This window comes from Cohnella sp. GCM10027633 (genome assembly GCF_042675445.1).
In the GTDB taxonomy this organism is placed as follows: Bacteria; Bacillota; Bacilli; order Paenibacillales; family Paenibacillaceae; genus Cohnella.
In genome coordinates, this window is sequence record NZ_JBHTGV010000011.1 from 38,937 (window position 1) to 56,323 (window position 17,387).

General features: G+C 44.3%; 29 protein-coding genes. 4 read left to right on the forward strand and 25 right to left on the reverse strand.

Annotated features, from left to right (window positions below):
• Nucleotides 1–170: 170 nt before the first annotated feature.
• The 11 genes from ACFQZG_RS20705 to ACFQZG_RS20755 all read right to left on the reverse strand — a co-directional run bounded on the left by ACFQZG_RS20705 (nt 171) and on the right by ACFQZG_RS20755 (nt 6,602).
• Entirely contained in the window at nt 171–401 is a 231-nt protein-coding gene (locus ACFQZG_RS20705; protein WP_378155980.1) for a hypothetical protein, read from the reverse strand.
• Entirely contained in the window at nt 402–1,475 is a 1,074-nt protein-coding gene (locus ACFQZG_RS20710) for a hypothetical protein (RefSeq protein WP_378155982.1), read from the reverse strand.
• Nucleotides 1,476–1,715: 240 nt separating this feature from the next.
• Nucleotides 1,716–2,072, reverse strand: a complete 357-nt coding sequence (locus ACFQZG_RS20715) for a YopX family protein (RefSeq protein WP_378155984.1) — start codon at nt 2,070–2,072, stop codon at nt 1,716–1,718.
• A 552-nt stretch (nt 2,073–2,624) separates the two neighbouring features.
• Nucleotides 2,625–2,948, reverse strand: coding sequence for a RusA family crossover junction endodeoxyribonuclease (locus tag ACFQZG_RS20720; protein ID WP_378155986.1), 324 nt, complete (start codon nt 2,946–2,948; stop codon nt 2,625–2,627).
• A gap of 1 nt (nt 2,949) precedes the next feature.
• The gene (locus tag ACFQZG_RS20725) at nt 2,950–3,150 is read right to left on the reverse strand and encodes a hypothetical protein (RefSeq protein WP_378155988.1); all 201 of its coding nucleotides are present in this window, start codon (nt 3,148–3,150) and stop codon (nt 2,950–2,952) included.
• On the reverse strand, nt 3,143–3,418 hold the full coding sequence (locus ACFQZG_RS20730) for a hypothetical protein (protein WP_378155990.1): 276 nt from the start codon (nt 3,416–3,418) through the stop codon (nt 3,143–3,145). Before ACFQZG_RS20730 ends, ACFQZG_RS20725 begins: the two co-directional genes overlap by 8 nt.
• A complete protein-coding gene (locus ACFQZG_RS20735) occupies nt 3,415–3,825 on the reverse strand; it encodes a BC1872 family protein (RefSeq protein ID WP_378155992.1) in 411 nt (136 codons plus the stop codon). The genes ACFQZG_RS20730 and ACFQZG_RS20735 overlap by 4 nt, the downstream gene beginning before the upstream one ends.
• A gap of 324 nt (nt 3,826–4,149) precedes the next feature.
• Nucleotides 4,150–4,419, reverse strand: coding sequence for a hypothetical protein (locus tag ACFQZG_RS20740; RefSeq protein ID WP_378155994.1), 270 nt, complete (start codon nt 4,417–4,419; stop codon nt 4,150–4,152).
• 465 nt (nt 4,420–4,884) lie between these two features.
• On the reverse strand, nt 4,885–5,667 hold the full coding sequence (locus ACFQZG_RS20745) for an ATP-binding protein (RefSeq protein WP_378156221.1): 783 nt from the start codon (nt 5,665–5,667) through the stop codon (nt 4,885–4,887).
• Nucleotides 5,558–6,409, reverse strand: coding sequence for a hypothetical protein (locus tag ACFQZG_RS20750; RefSeq protein ID WP_378155996.1), 852 nt, complete (start codon nt 6,407–6,409; stop codon nt 5,558–5,560). Before ACFQZG_RS20750 ends, ACFQZG_RS20745 begins: the two co-directional genes overlap by 110 nt.
• Before the next feature lie 4 nt (nt 6,410–6,413).
• Nucleotides 6,414–6,602, reverse strand: a complete 189-nt coding sequence (locus ACFQZG_RS20755; protein WP_378155998.1) for an SANT/Myb-like DNA-binding domain-containing protein — start codon at nt 6,600–6,602, stop codon at nt 6,414–6,416.
• A 110-nt stretch (nt 6,603–6,712) separates the two neighbouring features.
• Here ACFQZG_RS20755 and ACFQZG_RS20760 point away from each other — a divergent pair, with 110 nt between their 5' ends.
• On the forward strand, nt 6,713–6,871 hold the full coding sequence (locus tag ACFQZG_RS20760) for a DUF6364 family protein (protein WP_378156000.1): 159 nt from the start codon (nt 6,713–6,715) through the stop codon (nt 6,869–6,871).
• Between the two features lie 63 nt (nt 6,872–6,934).
• Here the strand turns inward: ACFQZG_RS20760 and ACFQZG_RS20765 are convergent, their stop codons facing one another.
• From ACFQZG_RS20765 to ACFQZG_RS20825, 13 genes are all read right to left on the reverse strand, one after another.
• Nucleotides 6,935–7,744, reverse strand: coding sequence for a hypothetical protein (locus ACFQZG_RS20765; RefSeq protein ID WP_378156001.1), 810 nt, complete (start codon nt 7,742–7,744; stop codon nt 6,935–6,937).
• A 124-nt stretch (nt 7,745–7,868) separates the two neighbouring features.
• A complete protein-coding gene (locus ACFQZG_RS20770; RefSeq protein ID WP_378156002.1) occupies nt 7,869–8,486 on the reverse strand; it encodes a hypothetical protein in 618 nt (205 codons plus the stop codon).
• 486 nt (nt 8,487–8,972) lie between these two features.
• Nucleotides 8,973–9,332, reverse strand: coding sequence for a YopX family protein (locus ACFQZG_RS20775; RefSeq protein ID WP_378156004.1), 360 nt, complete (start codon nt 9,330–9,332; stop codon nt 8,973–8,975).
• Nucleotides 9,325–9,996, reverse strand: a complete 672-nt coding sequence (locus ACFQZG_RS20780; RefSeq protein ID WP_378156006.1) for a phiTE_072 family protein — start codon at nt 9,994–9,996, stop codon at nt 9,325–9,327. Before ACFQZG_RS20780 ends, ACFQZG_RS20775 begins: the two co-directional genes overlap by 8 nt.
• Complete coding sequence (locus ACFQZG_RS20785; protein ID WP_378156007.1) at nt 9,993–10,478, reverse strand: hypothetical protein; 486 nt, start codon at nt 10,476–10,478, stop codon at nt 9,993–9,995. Before ACFQZG_RS20785 ends, ACFQZG_RS20780 begins: the two co-directional genes overlap by 4 nt.
• A 746-nt stretch (nt 10,479–11,224) precedes the next feature.
• The gene (locus ACFQZG_RS20790) at nt 11,225–11,554 is read right to left on the reverse strand and encodes a hypothetical protein (protein ID WP_378156009.1); all 330 of its coding nucleotides are present in this window, start codon (nt 11,552–11,554) and stop codon (nt 11,225–11,227) included.
• A gap of 175 nt (nt 11,555–11,729) precedes the next feature.
• Complete coding sequence (locus ACFQZG_RS20795) at nt 11,730–11,984, reverse strand: single-stranded DNA-binding protein (protein ID WP_378156011.1); 255 nt, start codon at nt 11,982–11,984, stop codon at nt 11,730–11,732.
• Nucleotides 11,981–12,556 carry a Sak single strand annealing protein gene (locus tag ACFQZG_RS20800; RefSeq protein WP_378156013.1) on the reverse strand — a complete coding sequence of 192 codons (576 nt, stop codon included), beginning with the start codon at nt 12,554–12,556 and terminating at the stop codon, nt 11,981–11,983. The genes ACFQZG_RS20795 and ACFQZG_RS20800 overlap by 4 nt, the downstream gene beginning before the upstream one ends.
• Complete coding sequence (locus ACFQZG_RS20805; RefSeq protein ID WP_378156015.1) at nt 12,549–12,761, reverse strand: hypothetical protein; 213 nt, start codon at nt 12,759–12,761, stop codon at nt 12,549–12,551. The genes ACFQZG_RS20800 and ACFQZG_RS20805 overlap by 8 nt, the downstream gene beginning before the upstream one ends.
• A gap of 551 nt (nt 12,762–13,312) precedes the next feature.
• Entirely contained in the window at nt 13,313–13,534 is a 222-nt protein-coding gene (locus tag ACFQZG_RS20810; RefSeq protein WP_378156016.1) for a hypothetical protein, read from the reverse strand.
• 482 nt (nt 13,535–14,016) lie between these two features.
• Nucleotides 14,017–14,139: a hypothetical protein gene (locus tag ACFQZG_RS20815; protein WP_378156018.1), complete on the reverse strand. Its 123-nt coding sequence runs from the start codon at nt 14,137–14,139 to the stop codon at nt 14,017–14,019.
• Nucleotides 14,140–14,152: 13 nt separating this feature from the next.
• Entirely contained in the window at nt 14,153–14,806 is a 654-nt protein-coding gene (locus ACFQZG_RS20820; RefSeq protein WP_378156019.1) for a Rha family transcriptional regulator, read from the reverse strand.
• Nucleotides 14,807–14,877: 71 nt separating this feature from the next.
• Complete coding sequence (locus ACFQZG_RS20825) at nt 14,878–15,252, reverse strand: helix-turn-helix transcriptional regulator (RefSeq protein ID WP_378156021.1); 375 nt, start codon at nt 15,250–15,252, stop codon at nt 14,878–14,880.
• Between ACFQZG_RS20825 and ACFQZG_RS20830 the strand changes: the two genes are divergently transcribed.
• Nucleotides 15,226–15,621 (forward strand): helix-turn-helix domain-containing protein, encoded by a 396-nt coding sequence (locus tag ACFQZG_RS20830; RefSeq protein ID WP_378156023.1) that lies wholly within the window; start codon nt 15,226–15,228, stop codon nt 15,619–15,621. The two genes, ACFQZG_RS20825 and ACFQZG_RS20830, sit on opposite strands and share 27 nt — an antisense overlap.
• Nucleotides 15,622–15,846: 225 nt before the next feature.
• Nucleotides 15,847–16,074 carry a helix-turn-helix domain-containing protein gene (locus ACFQZG_RS20835; RefSeq protein WP_378156025.1) on the forward strand — a complete coding sequence of 76 codons (228 nt, stop codon included), beginning with the start codon at nt 15,847–15,849 and terminating at the stop codon, nt 16,072–16,074.
• Nucleotides 16,075–16,233: 159 nt separating this feature from the next.
• On the opposite strand, the gene ACFQZG_RS20840 is transcribed toward ACFQZG_RS20835, so the two are convergent.
• A complete protein-coding gene (locus tag ACFQZG_RS20840) occupies nt 16,234–16,596 on the reverse strand; it encodes a LytTR family transcriptional regulator DNA-binding domain-containing protein (protein WP_378156027.1) in 363 nt (120 codons plus the stop codon).
• Nucleotides 16,597–16,734: 138 nt separating this feature from the next.
• On the opposite strand from ACFQZG_RS20840, the gene ACFQZG_RS20845 reads away from it, so the two are divergent.
• A complete protein-coding gene (locus ACFQZG_RS20845) occupies nt 16,735–17,370 on the forward strand; it encodes a tetratricopeptide repeat protein (protein WP_378156029.1) in 636 nt (211 codons plus the stop codon).
• Nucleotides 17,371–17,387: the final 17 nt, after the last annotated feature.

Sequence of the window (17,387 nt, forward strand, 5' to 3'; positions counted from 1 at the left end):
TAATAGTTGACCGACTAATAGCGAACATGTGTGTATGTGTCTTGTTTTCCCAATGAATACTATGATGCCAAACGTCTTTGTGTAATTTTCGGATAAAGAGCATTCTCCCGATCAGTACCACTCTCTCACCATCCATATAGGCGGGATGTTTTATGTCCCGCCGTATGAGATTAACTTTGTGCTTCGACTTTCATTTCAACCGGTCTATCTTTTCCCCATTCCGTTGGCGCGTCTTTATATTCTGGTTCTCTGCCCTCCGCCATTGCCAACATTAGCTCCATACCGTTATACATCCCATGCATGTATGGGTCATAGTTCCAATTTCCATCTGCTCCTTGAACCTTAACCAGGTCTTTCATGCTTTCGATCCATCCGTCTTTTACGCTTCCCTGTGCTTTCATTTACGCCGCCGCCTTTACTTGTCCGAACACAGCCGCTTCCAACGCCGTTACACGATCCTCTAACGTTTGTGGTGTTTCCTTACCATCTGTTGCTGCCACCTCGCCAGATGCGGTGTAGGCTGGTACTTCGGCATCCTCGCCGGGAAACTGCAATGCGGGAGGTGCTACAATCTCAGCCGTTTCGGTAGCAGAAACCGTATTGTCTTGAGTGTCGGAAGTATTATCATCGTCACGAAACGAGTCTGGCACATCTGCGGCCTGCCATTCGGTTGCGACTTCTTGCCGCTTCACAAGCTCGAATGATCCGTCTGGTTTCGTCACCTTCATGATGCTTCCGTAGTCTTCTACCTTGGCATACAGCTTCTTAACTGCATCCAATGCCGCGCTAATGGATGCTTTCTCTTCATCGTTTGCGCTTACTTGTTCCGTTTGGCGATTGTTGTATTCTTGTGCGCGTTGGAAATCCTCAATTTGTGTACGTTGCCGCGCGATTTCGTTATTAGCTTCTTCTAGCAATCGTGACGAGTTGTCGCGGCTTTTACGAGCATCGGATAACTCAAAACTTAATTTGTGGTTCTCTTCGGATAGCCGTTGAATTTCAGCAGCAGATCGAGACAATTGAATGTTCAACGCGTCACGTTGCTCTAGCAATCCATCAGACAAACCTTCGAGTTCCTCAAGTTTTAATTTAAGCGCTTCTTCTGTCTTTCTCGACTCTTCTTCGTTCTGTTCCAACTCAATCGCATGTTCGTTCAACAGTCTGCGGCGATCCGCTTTAACTACCGCATCGATAAGTGTAATTACCTCAGCCGGTAGATCAGTAAAATCAATTCCAGCAACAGCGAACGGAATTTCAGCCGCATGCGTTTTCTCTTCGATCACTTCCGCACGTTGCAGTTCTTTCTCTAAAAGCTGTTGTAACTCGTGCCGTTTCTCCGATAGTTTGTTCCGTACGATGTTCAGCTCGTTTACGAATGATTGCGCTTGGTTGTCATCTTGAGCATTATTCAGATCATTCTGAAAACTGATTTCCTGCTCTTCCAAAGTTGCGATCTCTTGCCGTAATTGATCCATTTTTGACCTCCTGAGTTCTTAATCGATTGTTTTCCGAACTGAGCACCCAATTTTCTCTGATTTGCTCTTATTTCTCCACTTATTGTACCACATTTCGCCATTTTCCACCATATGTTGTGGGTGTTTACGACACATTATTAGGAGGTCTAGGCTTCAAAAACTCATCAGGTTTCGGACGCTTATTCTTTGGTTTAAGTGGGTATACGTTTCCTACTGGGTTTATTTTACCTACCATGGGTATCACTCCTTGGATTCGTATATGTTTCCGATGACTTCGTTTGTTCCAATCTCGATGGATAATGTGTCCCCGCTATATGGGTCTTCGATATCTTCAAGGCAAAACGACCCTTCAACGTACTTCACTACTCCGATAAAGTCGTCACTACCTGGATTAATCTCCACCCATTCACGTTTGACAATATCCCCTTCGTATATCTCCACTCCGTTACGATCCTTTAGTCCGGTGTATTGCATGAGATGAACAAGCTTTGAACCATCGCATAGCGCAAATAGGTTCATTCCGCTGTGTTCCAATTGTTTAAAGTCGAGCATTTTCTCAAGCATGGTGTCCCATGCTCTAAACTTGATCTCCCGCATCTACTTTTTCCCCGCCTTTTTAAGATTGGCCTTGTATATATCCTTTGCAATTCCATCCCTCAATGTTTGTTTCATGCTGTCGCCTCCGTTAAGGTGGTTTCTATGCTTTCTAGCAGTTCGGTAGATAAGATACAGCGTAAGAGTATATTGAGTCTCTACGCGTCTCCTAGAAGCCTCTCCAACTCTTCAATCCTCTTTACCTTCTCTTCTCTCTCTGGCGTTTTAACGTTATAGAATCTTATGTGCTGTATTAGGGTTTCTTTTTCTGCTTGTAGTTGTTCTCGGGTCATGCGCTATTCACGCTACTTTCTTCATGTTCTCGCGCATATCCAACTTCTCCGCAAAATATCCCTTCCTCGAAATAATGGTGATGCTTGTCTAGGAAGTTGTAGCATGGTATGCAGTAGTGGTGTGCGGAGAACTCCCCTTCAAACACTCCTACGTAATAGTGAGCTTCCGATCCTGACGGGATTACGTGGCGGCATCCAAAGCAACTGTGATCCTTCTTTGTCTTCTTAATCGCTTTCCACTCGTTTAGCATCTTCATCCCTCCTAAGACACTTCCCTGATTTCTACTTCGATACGCGGATTGTTCTTGTCTACCTCGAACCTATGCGTTACACTCCCGATTTGCTTCCATCCGTCGTTCTTTATGAATCCGATATGCTGTAAAGCATCAAATACAAACTTCTGACCGGCCATGATATTGTCTTTGTCTTTTCGTTTGTTCGGACAGTACCATGTGAACTCATAATCTGCTTTTGTAGGAGGTATCATTCCCGGCATGAATCTCTTGAATGACCATCCGACAACGTTAATAGCTTCGTCCTTCATTTTCACGTAGACGTATTTGCTTCGTTTGCTGGCGTTGATCATCTCATTCAGGCTCGGGAGTGTTCCTGGTATTGTGATCTTCAGATGCTAACACCTCCTCCAGTTGTTCGATTGTCTGTTTCAATTCGATATATCTTCCGTATCCTTCTGCACTTAATGTTCCTCTTTGAGTCCCATACATCATGCGAGCATCTTTTTTTCTTACTTCCAATTCCGCTATCACTCTCTCTATATCCTCACGCATTGTCACTCTCTCCAATCTGCCAAAACGATAACTTCGTGTTGTTGTAGTGGATCTTCTTGATTCCGTGGGATTTGAGGAACATTTCAAGTTCCGCGTAAAAGGTGTCGTTCGGAAACGCTCTTCGATTGTCCTCGTCGATGTACGGTTCTTCGTTCAATCGAACATTGAACGTCCCGTCAAGAGATTTATCCGCGAGTATTCTCATTGCACTTCCTGCCCGTTCGAGTGTTTCGTTAAAGTCGGTTAACATGTCATGCGTTATTCTCATCTGTTCTCTTCTCCTTGGATGGTGGTTAATAGGGCGGCAACGGATATGGCGTGTGCGAATGATGTTTCACTATCAAATTCGGCATAATCCCCTTCATAGCGCTTAAAGAACCTACAGTGATAGTTAGTTTCTCCGCTTTCTGTGTCTGACTCAATCGCGAAATCATACCCATAATCGTTCATCTTTTTCACTGCTTCGAATGCTGTGGATATTTCGGAAGATGGATACCAGCTGTAAAATGGTTCATCATTCTCTTTGTCCCATGCATAAGGCATTTCAATATAGTTTCCTACGATAGGCGGATTTACCCACTCGTACCCCATAACCTTCTCCGCAACAAGTTTATCCATCTCTCTACCGGCTGGCATACTCAGTATCTGTTCACGGGATAGTTTTTCTATGTTCATAGGTTCCTCCTGGATTTATTATTAAGATCCTCTTATACGGCTGGGGATTGTTCGGTCGTGTCGATGGCCTTCGGCAAGTTCACCAAACCAATGATGCTATCTGCGTTATACGATCCCAATTTTCTACTCGTCTCCAGCCTCTTCCTGGATGATAGTATTCAACGTCTGCCCATTTTCTGCGATTCCCGATAAAGCGCTTGTTCGTTGCTCTGTACTCGCGACCGTCAATCGTTACGCTTGGGACAATATCATCGATTGTGAGTTGCACCCTTCACTCACCCCTCAAATTAGCTCTAACCCCTATACGGCCTCGCTATGCTTAGATTATTCGGTCGATTCGACGTTCTTTTTCAAAGCATTTCTAATTGCACGAAGTTCTTCTTGGTAAAGATGAATGTCCGAGTTGATACTTTTAATTTTCTCTTTCAGCTCATGCGGCACTTCTGCACAATGCTCTAGAACCGTATTCGCCCATGAATTGTGGTTAGATGCATTTCCCATGTGTGCCAATGCCTGAAAAATGAAGTCATCTAGCTTCCCCAACGTTTTGAATCCTTCGTAATTCGGCTGACAATTTTCATAAGTAAATTCCATTCTTCATCTCTCCAAATTTAGTATTTTTATTAAGTAAATTGACCACGCATACTGCAATTGCGAGTGGTTATACTTCCGCATTCTTTTATCAACCGTTACGAATGACACTTGATCACGAAATGTCATTTATTTTTACGATGTTACCTATTTCCTTTTTGTATCCCTTGCGCCATGTCCTGACCTTCTTTCCGTGTTCCATTCCCCATTCCACGCATACACGTTCATCTGTCACCTTACGAACAGTACCTATTCCATGTGTGAAGCAACGATGTTTTACTGCATCTCCTACTTCAAACACCCTTCACTCATCCCTTCCGTTTTTCTAGTGTCCCTATTAAGTCCTTTAGAACCTTGATGTGCTGATCTCGCGACGTTCGTTACGTGCTTCCCATTCCTTTTCCGCAAGTCCGCGTTTTATAAACTCATCGAAGTCTCTGTCCATTAGCGTGTAATCGTCGTCTTCTCTCATGCGCCCTCCCGCAGCCGGTAGTTGATTTGTTTATAGTCTCCGTGCAATACCACGCAATACGATTTACACATCTCGTAAACCCGCGATCCGATCGCCATATCGAACTTGCACATCGCATCAATGTCGTACTCGGATGAAACAAGGATTGGCAGTTTGTTCATGTAACGATAGTTGATGATTGCAAAGGCTTGTTCGATCTGGAAGTCCGTAGGTGTCTTTCTACCCTTCCACATGTCGTCGATGTACAGAACCGGGATACGCTGTAAAAGTCCAATACGATTTTCTAAGTCGTCCAAGTTGTCTTTTAGCTCATTGAACCCTTCAATCCAAGGGAAGTAGATGACCGGCGTACCTTTAGCGATGATGTTGTTTGCCACGGCCATGCATAGGTGCGTCTTTCCACATCCAGGATCGCCAAGTAGAGCGATGCTGTTATTGCGGTATTCTCGTATCTCGTTGAAATCCTTGACGTACTCGTAAGCCGCATTAAACGCATCCTGAACAATTGACGGAACATTCTGACGGTTAAAGTTAGAGAATGTCTTGGATCGGAACTCTTCGGTGATTTTACTCTGCTTCATGACACGTTCAGCCTTTCGCCAATCACGGCATTCGTTGCAGATTTGCCACCGTTCGATTCCGTCTTCGCCTCTGACTAGGTATCCCGTTTCATCCTTGCACGTTTGGCAACGGTACGACGTTTCCTCTGTTCTTTCCGACCCATCCGAGCTGCCCGCCTGTAATCGATTCGCTTGCGCTCGTTGGCGTATAGCCTCCAGGTCGAACCCCTTGAGTGCTTCCTTCATGCTGTGCATCTGCTTCCCCACCCTTTGCCCCCGGCAATTGTTCCGCCCGCGTTATTCTATCGACATTAATCATCCCGTTAAGCGTATTGGTTAAGTACGTGTGCGGCTTTTTCTCGCTCTTTTTTATGATCGCTTCGATCACCTTCACATCAGCAACACCAAGATATGAATAAACGATATCGAGGTTGTAATTTGTGAATCCTTGAATTTTCATGCTGTTGCATAAATCTCTCAAATCATCTTTCACTTTGTTAATGTCAGATATTTGAGTGTGCGGGATCTCTTCACTTCCGTTCTGTTCTGTTCCCTTCTCTTCAGTTCTCTTCTCTTCTCTTCCGTTCTCTTGACCGGGAATTTCCGGTACTTTCCGGGAAATTCCGGGAACTTCCGGGAATCTTGACTTAGTTCGCTTGTGTAACCCTGTTTGATGATCCTCGAATTTCACAATTTGAATGAATTTCCCGGAATCTACCGTGTACCAGACTATGAGACCGGAATCATGTAACCTTTGAAGTGAATCGGAAACTTCGCGAACAGTTCTTGAAAGTAAAGGGATGACGAGCGCCTTAACCTTAGTTGACTCGCCCATTAACCGACCAAAGTCATCAGAATGCGGTATCATCCATGTGAACAGCAGCATGTCGAAGTAATCCGGTAGAGAATTAACCTTTTCCGATATGCTGATAGATTTGCTTATCATTCGTTTCTCGGCCATTCCGTCACACCGCCTCGCGTGCCTTGATCTCGTACCAACGGTTCTGACAGGACTTAGCGGTTCGACCAAGAGAAGCCCCTGCTTCGATAAACAAGGCCAGTGTCTTCTTTCGATCGTTCATTCCCTTTGTCATAATTTCCGTTAACTGCCGATCCTCGTCCGATGTCCATGAGTGGTAGTAGAACCTTGTCATTCTGACCTCTCCTTTCTAATCTATATTATATCCTACTTTATCCTACTTAGAAAGATACTTTGCATTGAATATCCTACTTTTGTGTATAATTAGCGATAGAGGTGTTTAATATGGTTAGGCAAGTCAATAAGGAAAAGTTATCAATCACACTCGATACTGAGGTTTATCAGTTCGTTCAGGAACTTGCAGATCAGGAAGACCGGTCCGTAAGTTCTATGATTAACGTGCTGCTCAAGAAGGTTAAGGAGGAGAAGGAGAAAGGGAATTAATCCCTCGCTCCTTCTTTTCTATTTCGATTGCTCTATTGGTGATTTGTTGGAGTTTGTGAGGGATTAGACACCGCATGAACCGCTACAATCGTTACCAAATCCCTCATAATCAAACAAGTCACCCTGTAACGACGATCGTCTTACCGCTTCTTCCAAATCCATGCGGTCTTTATGGAGAAATAACTGCGACTTGAACTTTTTATGGTGCCTTATCATCCGATCCAGCTTTACAGCTTTTTGAAACTCCACTGGATGATTCTTGGCGATATCGACCCATGTCTGCCGACTATGGAACGGACAACCTACGCATGAGGACTTTGGCGGTACTCCATAACCTTTGCGTTCTAACCAGTTCATGCAATCCAGCCGATTCATTCCAAGATCGAACAGCGGGTAATGATATTCCTCTGACTTAACCTTGCTGTCTGTTATGCGCTCGATTTCGTCTGTTGTGATTCCTTTCCACATGACTAGTTTGTGCGTGTACCGCTGTCTTGGCTTTAGTCCGAGGAATGTTCGAGCTGCTTTTCGCACAACTTCGATTTTGTAATCGTTGGTGCATTGTCTACCTACGATTCCTTCTTCTCCGTCTGCATCCGTATAGAATGGCATTGATGGCGCACGTTCTCCCGTTTGTGCGCTTCGTATGGTGTCCTCGTATATATCCCCGGCTGTTTCCACCATCATCGGAATTCCGGATTGTTTAACATCCTCCATAAGCTTGTTGAGATATTTATAAGTGTCGTCTAGTTCCCATTGTGGATCTGCAAATACTATTAAGTCAGGTCGTGGTATCTCTCCCTCAAGCACCATGTAGACCATGCAAGATGTTTGAACGCCTGCTCCATGAGATAAAACATTGAGTCTGTTCACCCTGCACCTCCTTCTGTTTTGCCGTAGGCCATCAATCGACTGAATATGCTTAGAACCGAAGGTTCGGAGGCCGTATAATCAGCCCTTAAAAAACCTAATCATCCATATACGAGCATCAATATTTCTAAGGAGTAGTCTTATACGATTCATGGGTGTCTCCTTTGGGATATTGGGATAGGATAGTACGGGCTTTATCACCATTGTCGCGGCTAATCGGTGTCGGTCTACCATCGTCCTCCTCGGTACTGTGATTCTCTTGCTCCGCATACCATTCCAGCACCTTATCCTTAGCGGATAGTTCGGTACGGAGGGATTGGATCGATTCGATGTATTCCTTGGCCTGATCGAGTGTTACACCTTTCCAAAATTCTCGGAGTTCGTCCCGTTCAGCCTTAACCTGTTCGAGTTCTTCCCTTGTCTGTTGGAGAACCTTGTCTGCTTCGCCGATCGTCAGGCATAACGTATGCTCAACCGATTGCAGCCGTTTGTTCTCTTCCAGTAGGGCGCGTAGCCATGTGGGAGAGTTGGCGATGAGAAAGGCGTCGCGCGCGCTCTGATCGTCACCGGCAGGACCGGTAAAAGCAACGACGGTCGTTCTTCGCCGTAGCGTGACCATATGATTGCTTGTACTACCTTGGATGTTAATGTCATCTTTGGTGCACACGCCTGTAATCCACGGACCCGGCGTAGCTGCTTCCAGCGCCTTCTCTATCGTCTCTATCAGTTCATTAGGTTGGGTCATGTCCATATCTCCCATCCGATATAGATTCCAATCAATACACCGGTTACGAGGATTGATAACACTCTTAACGCCTCTTGTGTTAGTGGATCAAGTCTTTTCATTGGTTACCTCCAGTAAGGAGTTCGGGGTTGTAGTGGACCATTCTGTGATGTCTGAAACAGAGCCATTTAACCTTCAATGGTTGACTATAATCCTCGTGATGTCCTTCTGTTTCAGCGTGACCACAAATTATACATGGGTCTCTCATGACACTACCGTTCCTAATCGCATGATTTAATTCGCTTCTTGCTTTTCTTTTCATTTTGCGAGTGGATTCATCTGCTCCTGATCCATATCTTGGATGTTCTTCTTTAGGCAATAAATCACGTCTAAATGATGAATAACAAAGCCTGGAACAAAAATTTCGTTTCCTTCGCGCAATGTGACTTGGCTTCTTTGTTGCATCGCAACCGCAATAATCGCACTTGAAAACAACCTGTGTCGCTCTCATTTCAACAAGTCTCCGTTGTCGTGGATGTTTCCGATGACTTCGTATTCGTGAAGATCGTTGTTCATATCGAGGTATCCCGTTCCGCTCGGCGACTTTACTGCCCATTGTGCGCTAATGTCGTTCCATTCGATGAACATTGGACGTCCGCTGATGTCGAGAACATCCCCATCGAATATCTCCTTGCCGTTTAGGTCTTTGAGGCCGGTGTATTGACCGACTGTATCGGGATCAACGTCAACTGCATCGAATACTGCGAGACTGTGAAGGATGCAGAAACGGGTTGCTCCTTTGACAAAGTACCCGTACACCCACTCGCCGTTGTCAATCCGCTTGCCGCGAAACCGTATATCACGCATCCTGTTCCCCTCCATAGCCAATTTCAGTTTTCAGGATTTCAGCGAATAACGGCGCAACCACTTCGCAGAAAGCAATAGCTTGGCGATCACCGGTCATCTCGACGTCGAGGCAAGCGATGGAATCTCCGTCGAAGAATTTGTCATCGAATGATCCGCCTTCCCAGAGGATTGAGAAGAACCTATCTTGGCTAAGCTCGCCTTGTCCTTCAAGATCAATAAGGGCGTCCCACGTCGTTCGCGCTTTATCTTTCAATTCGTTGAATGCCCATCTAGTGTCGAAGTTATCGACATACCGAGAGAGTCTTCTTGCATCGACGTAGAGCTCACGGTACCGTGTAATAAAATCTTTCTTCATCGGCGCAACCGTCTTATCGCAATCCACCCGGTCTCGATTCGAATCCGATATCTTCTCGTACACGTAGCTGCCGCGACCGCCTGCGGACTTGGAGAAGATTCTGATCAGAAACTCTTTAAATGTGCCGCTTCCGTAGCCGCCCCAGTAGTAATTGAAATTTCCGCAGTCAGTCACCGCGTTAAAATCGCCGGAGTCATTAATCGTGATATTCGCCCATTGGCAACGATGGCTATCGATACGAATGCGGTACACCTCAGAAACGTCCTTCTTTACGGTGAATGGTCGAGCTTCCGTCGCTTGGATACTCATTGCGATTTACCTCCATCCGTTATGCCTGGTATGGTGATGCCGTGATACGCGAGGAGAACCAATTCGATTCCTTCCCACGATGGTGCATCTTCATGTTCACCGATCTCGTTTTGAATTTCGTCGAGCAGAACAGGCGACAACGTCCATCCGATTTTCCGTTGATCGTCGTTGGCGAATATTAGCTCCAGCACCTTCTGTATCCCTGTATCCTCTGTATGGGTGGAGATGGCTTTATGAGTTATTTTGGAAATTTCGACAAGCCTATCGCTTGGATGCTTATTAACGTCTAGTATAGTGTCCTTAATCTCCTCCAACGCCTCCCGCAGTCTTGCTGCTTCTCCTTGGTTGGATGGGGAGTCGAATTTCTCCGCAACAATTTCACCAACCAAGATACAAAACTTATCCTTCCAATTCTGAGAGTCATCTTGCCCCAACGACTTCGCCCGTTCTAGTAATGACTGTTTACTGATCGTATTGTTCATAGATATACCTCTCTTAAGGGGATTGTTATATACGGCTTCCGCTATCGCTATGCGGTTCGGTCGTCTCGAAGTCTGAACGGATTAAGATCGGAACAGGAGCGATGTCGAAGCTATACTCTGCCTTGTTCCCGCAATGTCGACATTCGAAGTGTGTAAGTGTATCGTCTCTTACGCATGATCGATTGCTGATCAACTCAACGCCGCATTTCTGACAGAAGATAAAAGTGCTTTGAGTGCTTTTGCTTGTCATATGAATCTCATGCTTGATAATCACTTCGTTGTAAAAGGGATTACGATTTATCCAGTAGCGCATATGTTGGAAATCGTAAAGGTTGTCATAAGGTCGGACGTAATACCACAGCCCGCCCTTCCACTTGCGATACCATTTGAAACCTGTGAATGCGTATATCACCCAACATCTCTCCCAATCAACTTAGATTGAAACTGCAATAACCAATCTCTGCCCTCACGCGATCCATCTGCCCACCTATGGCAACCGGAGCAGAGGTGCGCGAAATCCTCTGCAACCGGTTTAACCGTGTGATTCCTGCGTCGTACGATGTGCGCTCTTTCTGTGGCTCTCTGACGGTCACAGCGTTCGCATACGCCGTTTGATCGTTCTTTGAGTCTCTTATCCTCTTTTGCAGATAGATTGCTAATAACGGCTCTAGAGGGCTTGTTACGTCCATGTTCGACCTTTGGCTTGTCTACTCTGTTTTTGCGGCATTGATGAGACTTGCTATACATCATGCGGCATCCTCCTGAATCCTCAGCACCGATTGAAGTGCCGATAAAGTAGATTTGAGAGCTGCCATAGATTCCATAGCCGCCTTGAACTTCACTTCTGCCGCATCTCGTTCGAACAATAGATCCGCGACATTCCCGCGAGCAACATCCGATATGAGTGTGGCCGGCATCTTATCCGCTTTAAGCTTCATAATCTCCATCATCAATGCGCGTCGGTATTGTCTCTCCGTCTCCGCTTTCGCCTTGCCTAGAAAGAATATCTCTGTGGAGGCATTCTGGAGCCTGTGAGCCGTTTCCATGATCTCTTTGGTAATAGACAGCAGTTCCATATTGAACGCCTCCTACGGGCTATTAGAGTGGTCAGAATGGCAAATCGTCATCTGAAATATCTAGAGGCTTACCGTCATCTTCGAACGGATCTCTTTGCTTAGTCGAAGTCGTTTCCTTTGTGCTATCTTTAGGTTCCAAAAACTCAACTTGCTCAGCGACCACCTTAGTTGCATATCATTTCTGTCCATCCTTTACCCACTGTTCAACCTTTAAGCGACCCTCAATTAGCACCTTTTTACCTTTACCGCTGTAGTTCGCAACGGCTTCTGCCGTCTTTCCCCACATCTCAACTTCGAAGAAGAAAGTTTGCTTTTTATCTCCGTACCCCTCATCAACTGCAATCGAGGATTTAGCTACTGTTTTGCCGCTATCCAATGCTTTGAAATCAATATCCTTGCTCCAACGACCACTCAGCACAACCTTGTTCATGCCGTTTCACTCGCCTTCTTTTTATTAAGTGCTTCTTGCAAAATGTTCTCCATGTCACGGAAATTGCGACCCTTGGTCTGTTGACCTGTTACCCATTCATCGAATCCGTCCATGCTTCCCGTCCCTAACTGATATTTAGCTTTAAGGGATGCCGGAGGAATATCTTGTTTCGCCTCTGTCTGATCTTCTGAACCTTCGGGCAAGTCCTCTCCGGCGTAGATGTATAATCCGAGTCCATGAAGTGCTATGGACTTTACTAGCGCTCTCTGGATGCTTGTATTGATCTGAAACGAGTTTGGAGAAGATATTGGTTTATTGTTGTTATCAAGAACCGGATGAATCTGCGACAATGTGATTCCTTGTACTGTGACGGCAACCTCTACGAATATGCCGAATTTCGTTTCCATGAACGGCATACCGTTGAAGCGAACAACTTCCCACGTTGCTGTAGGATCCGACTTCCTAAGAACATCAACCGCCCATGCCCAAGATAAGTAACTGAACTTACCTTTCTTCTCAACGTGTTCGTTAACGTTGATTTGGGATAGCTTTTCAAAATAGTTTTCATTCATCGTCTATCACCTCGTAAGTGATCTTTATTGGTTGCGGCTTGTATTGTGTAGCGTCTAATGGCTTGTAATAGCCCGTTATGAATGCGTTGTACTCTTCTATGTCGTTGAACCTTGCGGCTGTTGATAGGCTTCTTACAGGCTCGTAGCGGAGGTTTACAGGCGTACCGTCGATGTGCTTGATGATGATCCGCCGTTTGATCTCCATCTTCTACACCTTCTCTTATTGTGTTAATATGATTCTGAGTGATTTAACTATGGCACCGTTGGCGCGGTGTCTTTTTCTTTGTTCTGTGGTCAGCCTTCCATCCTCTTTCCCATGTACCAAACGATCGCTCTGAACCTCATTAATGCGGCGCGTTGTATTGCTCTCCTATGGGCTTTGTTCATACTTCAACCACCTTGTACCACTCGGGACGAATTATCTGGAACTTCTCATCTTGAAACAGTTTCTTCTTGCATGGTCCCTTGCCAAACCCCGGTCTCCAAGGATGTATAGAGAAGTATTCTGCCAACTCTGCGCGTCGTCTGCGTTCTTCTTTGGATAGGCGTTCGGTTTTATAGGGTCTCATGCTATCGCCACCTCACATTCACAGATTTCAAGTCCGCAGCAGTCGTGTACGAGAACCGGATCTTCTACCTCTTTGCCGCACCCTTGGCAGTAATCGACTTTTACGTACATTGGATAAGTTGAGCCGATTGGGTACAGCGCCTTTCTTCCTACTTCGATTGGCTTTATGCAGCATCCGCTAGCTGATTTCATGCGGCCTCCACCATCTCTTTCTTCTCTTCATCTAACAGCTTCGCAAATGGGCATACATCGCGTTCAGCTTTATAGGCGATGGATCTTGCTTCCTCTATCGTGGAGGCTTTCATGATGTCTCGTAGAGCGTTCCAGAAGATGGAGTTTTCGGCTTTGCATTTTTCGATTTTCAGTTCATGATCAGCATGTATTGAACGGATGTACTCAATCATGTCCATTAGGCCACCTCCCGTGGTGCTTTAATTGTTGTCTTATTCCCCGGCTTTTTGATTCCTCGTACCACACCATCCAGCATTTATACCGCCTCCTTGTAATCCACTATTTTCATTTCCTTTGAATTGATAAGGTCATTGATGATGCAATCTTTGTCGTAGTAGAAATCTCCTGACCAGTTGTAGCAACCTTCTACGATTTCTCGGTTACATCCACACCGGCATCGTGTTTCAGGTCTGAACACCGTTTCAATCAGGTACGACGATGGCTCCCGAAGTGGCAACATCCCGAAGCGTGTATGTTCTCCTAATTCGCTCTGCCTCACGCTCATATTCGTTTAGCCTCCTTAGCTTCTCTCGTAAGAGTGGTATCCGATGCTTTACGTGGTGCGATATGGTTGCTTGTTGCAGGACTCCTTCTAGGGATATTTCTTTCTCCCAGGTATCAAGATCGAATAGTAGATTGCAGTTTTCTTGAATCGCTGCGTTCATGCCGGTTTCTCACCTCGTACAGACCGAGTTACTTGTTGATTTTGTGCCGCTGGAACGAGGTGCTTATTCATTGCTGCTGCTATACGGTCAATAGATGGTTGAGGAAGTTTTGCGTTCATGTTGTGGCCTCCTTTAAGCTACTTTTGGCTTCCACGCCTCGATATATTGCAATACTTGATCGATTTCATTTCTCCGTACATCCCGGTAGCTCGCTACTGCCCAACGATCTTTGATTTCCCTATAAAGTTGAGGAAACAGTTCTCGTGTGTTCATTCCGTCAGAGCAGAATTCATATACCTTCCTCGCCACTGCTTTCTGAATACGGCGTTGCTCTCCATGATCGATCGTGATTTGTTCTTCTACCGTCTCTCGTAAAATCTTGACCTCGTTTTCAATTGATTCAATTCTCTCTTCATGATCTACAGCAGTTTTCAGAAGCTCCATTCTGACCTTTCGCTCGTCCAGAGGAACAATCTTCGATTTCTCCACTTCGTCTCTCATTCGGTGGAACTCAATGATGTATTTCTCTTTGAACTCCATAGCTGCGCGACCTGTGTATCCCATAGCCAACATCGCGAATCCTTGCTCGGTCATGATGATCTTTGGCATTTCTCTTCCTTGGTTGTTTCTATAGGAGGACTCCACGAAATTGTGGAGTCGGAATTCCTCCGAACAACCTAAATCGCGAACATCTTGCAACACTCGGTCGTGACGCTTTCCGAACACTTCCGATACCATATTGCTGTCTGTTACCGGACGATTGTTTTCGATGAATACAAGCTTCATTTTTACTTCCTCCTTAAAGGTATTTGTTACATTGTGTCGAATAGATGAAGTTTGTGTTACACGTAGCACTATTAGGCACAGAAAAGATCATTTACAGGCTTTTTGAAGTATTTGGACAGCTTCATCATCAATTTCGCTGATGGAGTTCCACCGTTCAAAACTCTATAAATTGTGTGTCGAGTTACACCGATATCTCTCGCTAGCTTTGATACCGTTACGTTATTAGTTGTCATTTGGAACTCCAAAGTGTTCTTCATTTTATCACCCCACTCTTGTGTTATGTGTTGCACATCTACAATGTACAATGCATTGCACAACTTGTCAACTATGTTGCAATGGTTTATGTGAGATATTTTGAAACTTTTTGTACTACAATATGTGTTATGTGTAGAACGCATTAAAATAAGGGGAGATGCTATATGTCTGACATAAATAAGTTCCTTCATGATTTGAGGAAAAGGAGGAGAATGACGTTACGGGAAGCATCTGAAAAAAGTGGATTAAGTTATTCCTATATAAGCGCTCTAGAACGTGGCAAGCATCCGACAACACTGGCACCAATATCCCCATCTCCTGAAAGTTTAAAGGGATTGTCAGCGGCTTATAATTTTGATTACCAAGAACTTATGGTCATGGCCGGTTACATTGAAGACAATAAAAAAGAGAACGCATATGCGCTCCCTGAAAGTGTTTATGATCAGATCATCAAAGAAACCGAAGAAAAGTACAATGTTATTCTTCGTGACGATCCGTTTGTAGTTGAAGCAATGAAGAACCTAATTGATTCGTACGCGAAGTCAAAACAGAATCGGTAGTAAATGAAATAAAGTTTAACAATTCAGCTTCCGTAGCGGTTAAGTTTTTTCTATCTATGACCATTCGTGCGAGTGATTTCTGTTCATCCATTCACTCATCTCCCTTTTCATGGTGCAGCCGCCCTAATAAGGTACGAATATCATATCATAAAAGAGAAGATTTTTGCGAACGCCTGTTCTTATTTTTAAGAAAAATTTATAAGATTAACTTAGAGGAGTGTAACGATGCGGGTAACGCCCGGTCGTTGCCTGCTTCGTCAACTTCTAAAGGAGAAAAGGAAGACACAACGGTGGCTCCAAGAGGTAACGGGGATATCGGAAAGCAATCTTTCTGATTATGCCAGCCGTCGTAAAGTGATGGGGGTTACTACATTAAAGACGGTAGCCAGCGCTTTGGACGTACCAATGGACGATCTATATGAATGGAACGTTGACGACGGGCAAGGAGAGTGATTTAACTCTCCCGACCTGGTGGGAACTTCTAAGAACTTAGAAGTTCGTAAGCGCATCATCTGCTCGTATTTCAATTATATAGGTTTGCTAACAAATTTGATGTAGAACTTTGTCGAAAGAACAATAGCAAATTAGCCCCCTCAACTTGCTATTGACATGCTATTTCTTGCGGCTTCTCGGGGAAACGTTAACTTCGCAGTTGTCGACAAAAGTAATTTTTTTGCCATGAGGTGTAACAACCTGACTTTTTATTCTGCGTTTATTAACCAAAGTCGAGTTATCCATTAAAACAAATCCATGAGGCCTTAGAGATAAATCGAGATCCCTTAAAGTGAGTAACGGGGCATAATTACCGTAAGCTGTGTGATAGATCGGAATCTTTTCGGAGTTGCGTCGTAAACGAACTAAGTTGATGTAATTAACTTCACTTAATCTGAAATACTCGAATTCCCGCGTATCAATATTCACTCCTAGCATCTGCATCAAATCACGCTGCCTATTCATGGTGTTACCCTTCATCATATTAAAGCGTGAGAGTTATTGCATTGAATAAAATATGACATTTGAGATTGCTTGAACGTCGTACAGCGTATAAATTAGTCTTATATTCTATATTTTTAGCAAATCCCCGATCCGATCGGGACACGCCAGGAGTATTCAATGAAACGATTATTACTTTTTATGAATGTTACATTCTTAATTTTATGTGTAGCGTGTACTAACTCCGACCCATTTGAAGAATCTATGAAATTAGGTAAAGAAGCATTAAAATCTGGAAATTTTGAAGAAGCTATCAAGCAATTCGATATTGCACTTATTGATGAGCCAAGCAATAAAGATGCAATCGCACTATTTGAACGTGCGAATAAGTCAAAAATGGAAAATGATAAAAAGTTAGAAAATGCTAAAGCTGAGTCTGAAAATATCAAGAAGATGAAGCCATACAGAGAGAGCAGATTAAAACTCGTTGATAGTATTAAACTTCTGGCTAAAAATGTGGAGTTAGATTCAATCTTCACAGTAAAAGATAAAATACTTATACAAGATGATTTATCCGGGTTAAGAGATCAACTAAAGGTACTACAGGATTTCGATCGCGAAACTTCCGACAGTGGTCTACTTAGGAACATAGACCAAATAAAATTAGATGATAAATTAGAACAAAGTATTTCTAGAATTGAGTCTTCATTCAAACGAAAAATAAATTTCCCTGATTCAAAGTACAATAATGATGGAATTGAAAGCGCAAAGGTATTACTTAGTGAATGGATATCAGAGGTCGATAAGTATAAATAACCCCTCGCATGAGGGGA

Bases quoted from the DNA above. Each gene is read 5' to 3' on its own strand.
- ACFQZG_RS20705 (WP_378155980.1), bottom strand. From the start codon at position 401: ATGAAAGCACAGGGAAGCGTAAAAGACGGATGGATCGAAAGCATGAAA.
- ACFQZG_RS20740 (WP_378155994.1), bottom strand. From the start codon at position 4,419: ATGGAATTTACTTATGAAAATTGTCAGCCGAATTACGAAGGATTCAAA.
- ACFQZG_RS20800 (WP_378156013.1), bottom strand. From the start codon at position 12,556: ATGAATGAAAACTATTTTGAAAAGCTATCCCAAATCAACGTTAACGAA.
- ACFQZG_RS20780 (WP_378156006.1), bottom strand. From the start codon at position 9,996: ATGAGTATCCAAGCGACGGAAGCTCGACCATTCACCGTAAAGAAGGAC.
- ACFQZG_RS20790 (WP_378156009.1), bottom strand. From the start codon at position 11,554: ATGGAACTGCTGTCTATTACCAAAGAGATCATGGAAACGGCTCACAGG.
- ACFQZG_RS20715 (WP_378155984.1), bottom strand. From the start codon at position 2,072: ATGCGGGAGATCAAGTTTAGAGCATGGGACACCATGCTTGAGAAAATG.
- ACFQZG_RS20775 (WP_378156004.1), bottom strand. From the start codon at position 9,332: ATGCGTGATATACGGTTTCGCGGCAAGCGGATTGACAACGGCGAGTGG.
- ACFQZG_RS20815 (WP_378156018.1), bottom strand. From the start codon at position 14,139: ATGAACGCAAAACTTCCTCAACCATCTATTGACCGTATAGCAGCAGCA.
- ACFQZG_RS20725 (WP_378155988.1), bottom strand. From the start codon at position 3,150: ATGCGTGAGGATATAGAGAGAGTGATAGCGGAATTGGAAGTAAGAAAA.
- ACFQZG_RS20820 (WP_378156019.1), bottom strand. From the start codon at position 14,806: ATGAAGCTTGTATTCATCGAAAACAATCGTCCGGTAACAGACAGCAAT.
- ACFQZG_RS20845 (WP_378156029.1), top strand. From the start codon at position 16,735: ATGAAACGATTATTACTTTTTATGAATGTTACATTCTTAATTTTATGT.
- ACFQZG_RS20835 (WP_378156025.1), top strand. From the start codon at position 15,847: ATGCGGGTAACGCCCGGTCGTTGCCTGCTTCGTCAACTTCTAAAGGAG.
- ACFQZG_RS20840 (WP_378156027.1), bottom strand. From the start codon at position 16,596: ATGATGAAGGGTAACACCATGAATAGGCAGCGTGATTTGATGCAGATG.
- ACFQZG_RS20710 (WP_378155982.1), bottom strand. From the start codon at position 1,475: ATGGATCAATTACGGCAAGAGATCGCAACTTTGGAAGAGCAGGAAATC.
- ACFQZG_RS20720 (WP_378155986.1), bottom strand. From the start codon at position 2,948: ATGATCAACGCCAGCAAACGAAGCAAATACGTCTACGTGAAAATGAAG.
- ACFQZG_RS20760 (WP_378156000.1), top strand. From the start codon at position 6,713: ATGGTTAGGCAAGTCAATAAGGAAAAGTTATCAATCACACTCGATACT.
- ACFQZG_RS20795 (WP_378156011.1), bottom strand. From the start codon at position 11,984: ATGAACAAGGTTGTGCTGAGTGGTCGTTGGAGCAAGGATATTGATTTC.
- ACFQZG_RS20810 (WP_378156016.1), bottom strand. From the start codon at position 13,534: ATGGACATGATTGAGTACATCCGTTCAATACATGCTGATCATGAACTG.
- ACFQZG_RS20755 (WP_378155998.1), bottom strand. From the start codon at position 6,602: ATGACAAGGTTCTACTACCACTCATGGACATCGGACGAGGATCGGCAG.
- ACFQZG_RS20730 (WP_378155990.1), bottom strand. From the start codon at position 3,418: ATGAGAATAACGCATGACATGTTAACCGACTTTAACGAAACACTCGAA.
- ACFQZG_RS20735 (WP_378155992.1), bottom strand. From the start codon at position 3,825: ATGAACATAGAAAAACTATCCCGTGAACAGATACTGAGTATGCCAGCC.
- ACFQZG_RS20825 (WP_378156021.1), bottom strand. From the start codon at position 15,252: ATGAAGGAACTTATTTATGTCAGACATATAGCATCTCCCCTTATTTTA.
- ACFQZG_RS20785 (WP_378156007.1), bottom strand. From the start codon at position 10,478: ATGAACAATACGATCAGTAAACAGTCATTACTAGAACGGGCGAAGTCG.
- ACFQZG_RS20770 (WP_378156002.1), bottom strand. From the start codon at position 8,486: ATGACCCAACCTAATGAACTGATAGAGACGATAGAGAAGGCGCTGGAA.
- ACFQZG_RS20830 (WP_378156023.1), top strand. From the start codon at position 15,226: ATGTCTGACATAAATAAGTTCCTTCATGATTTGAGGAAAAGGAGGAGA.
- ACFQZG_RS20750 (WP_378155996.1), bottom strand. From the start codon at position 6,409: ATGGCCGAGAAACGAATGATAAGCAAATCTATCAGCATATCGGAAAAG.
- ACFQZG_RS20805 (WP_378156015.1), bottom strand. From the start codon at position 12,761: ATGGAGATCAAACGGCGGATCATCATCAAGCACATCGACGGTACGCCT.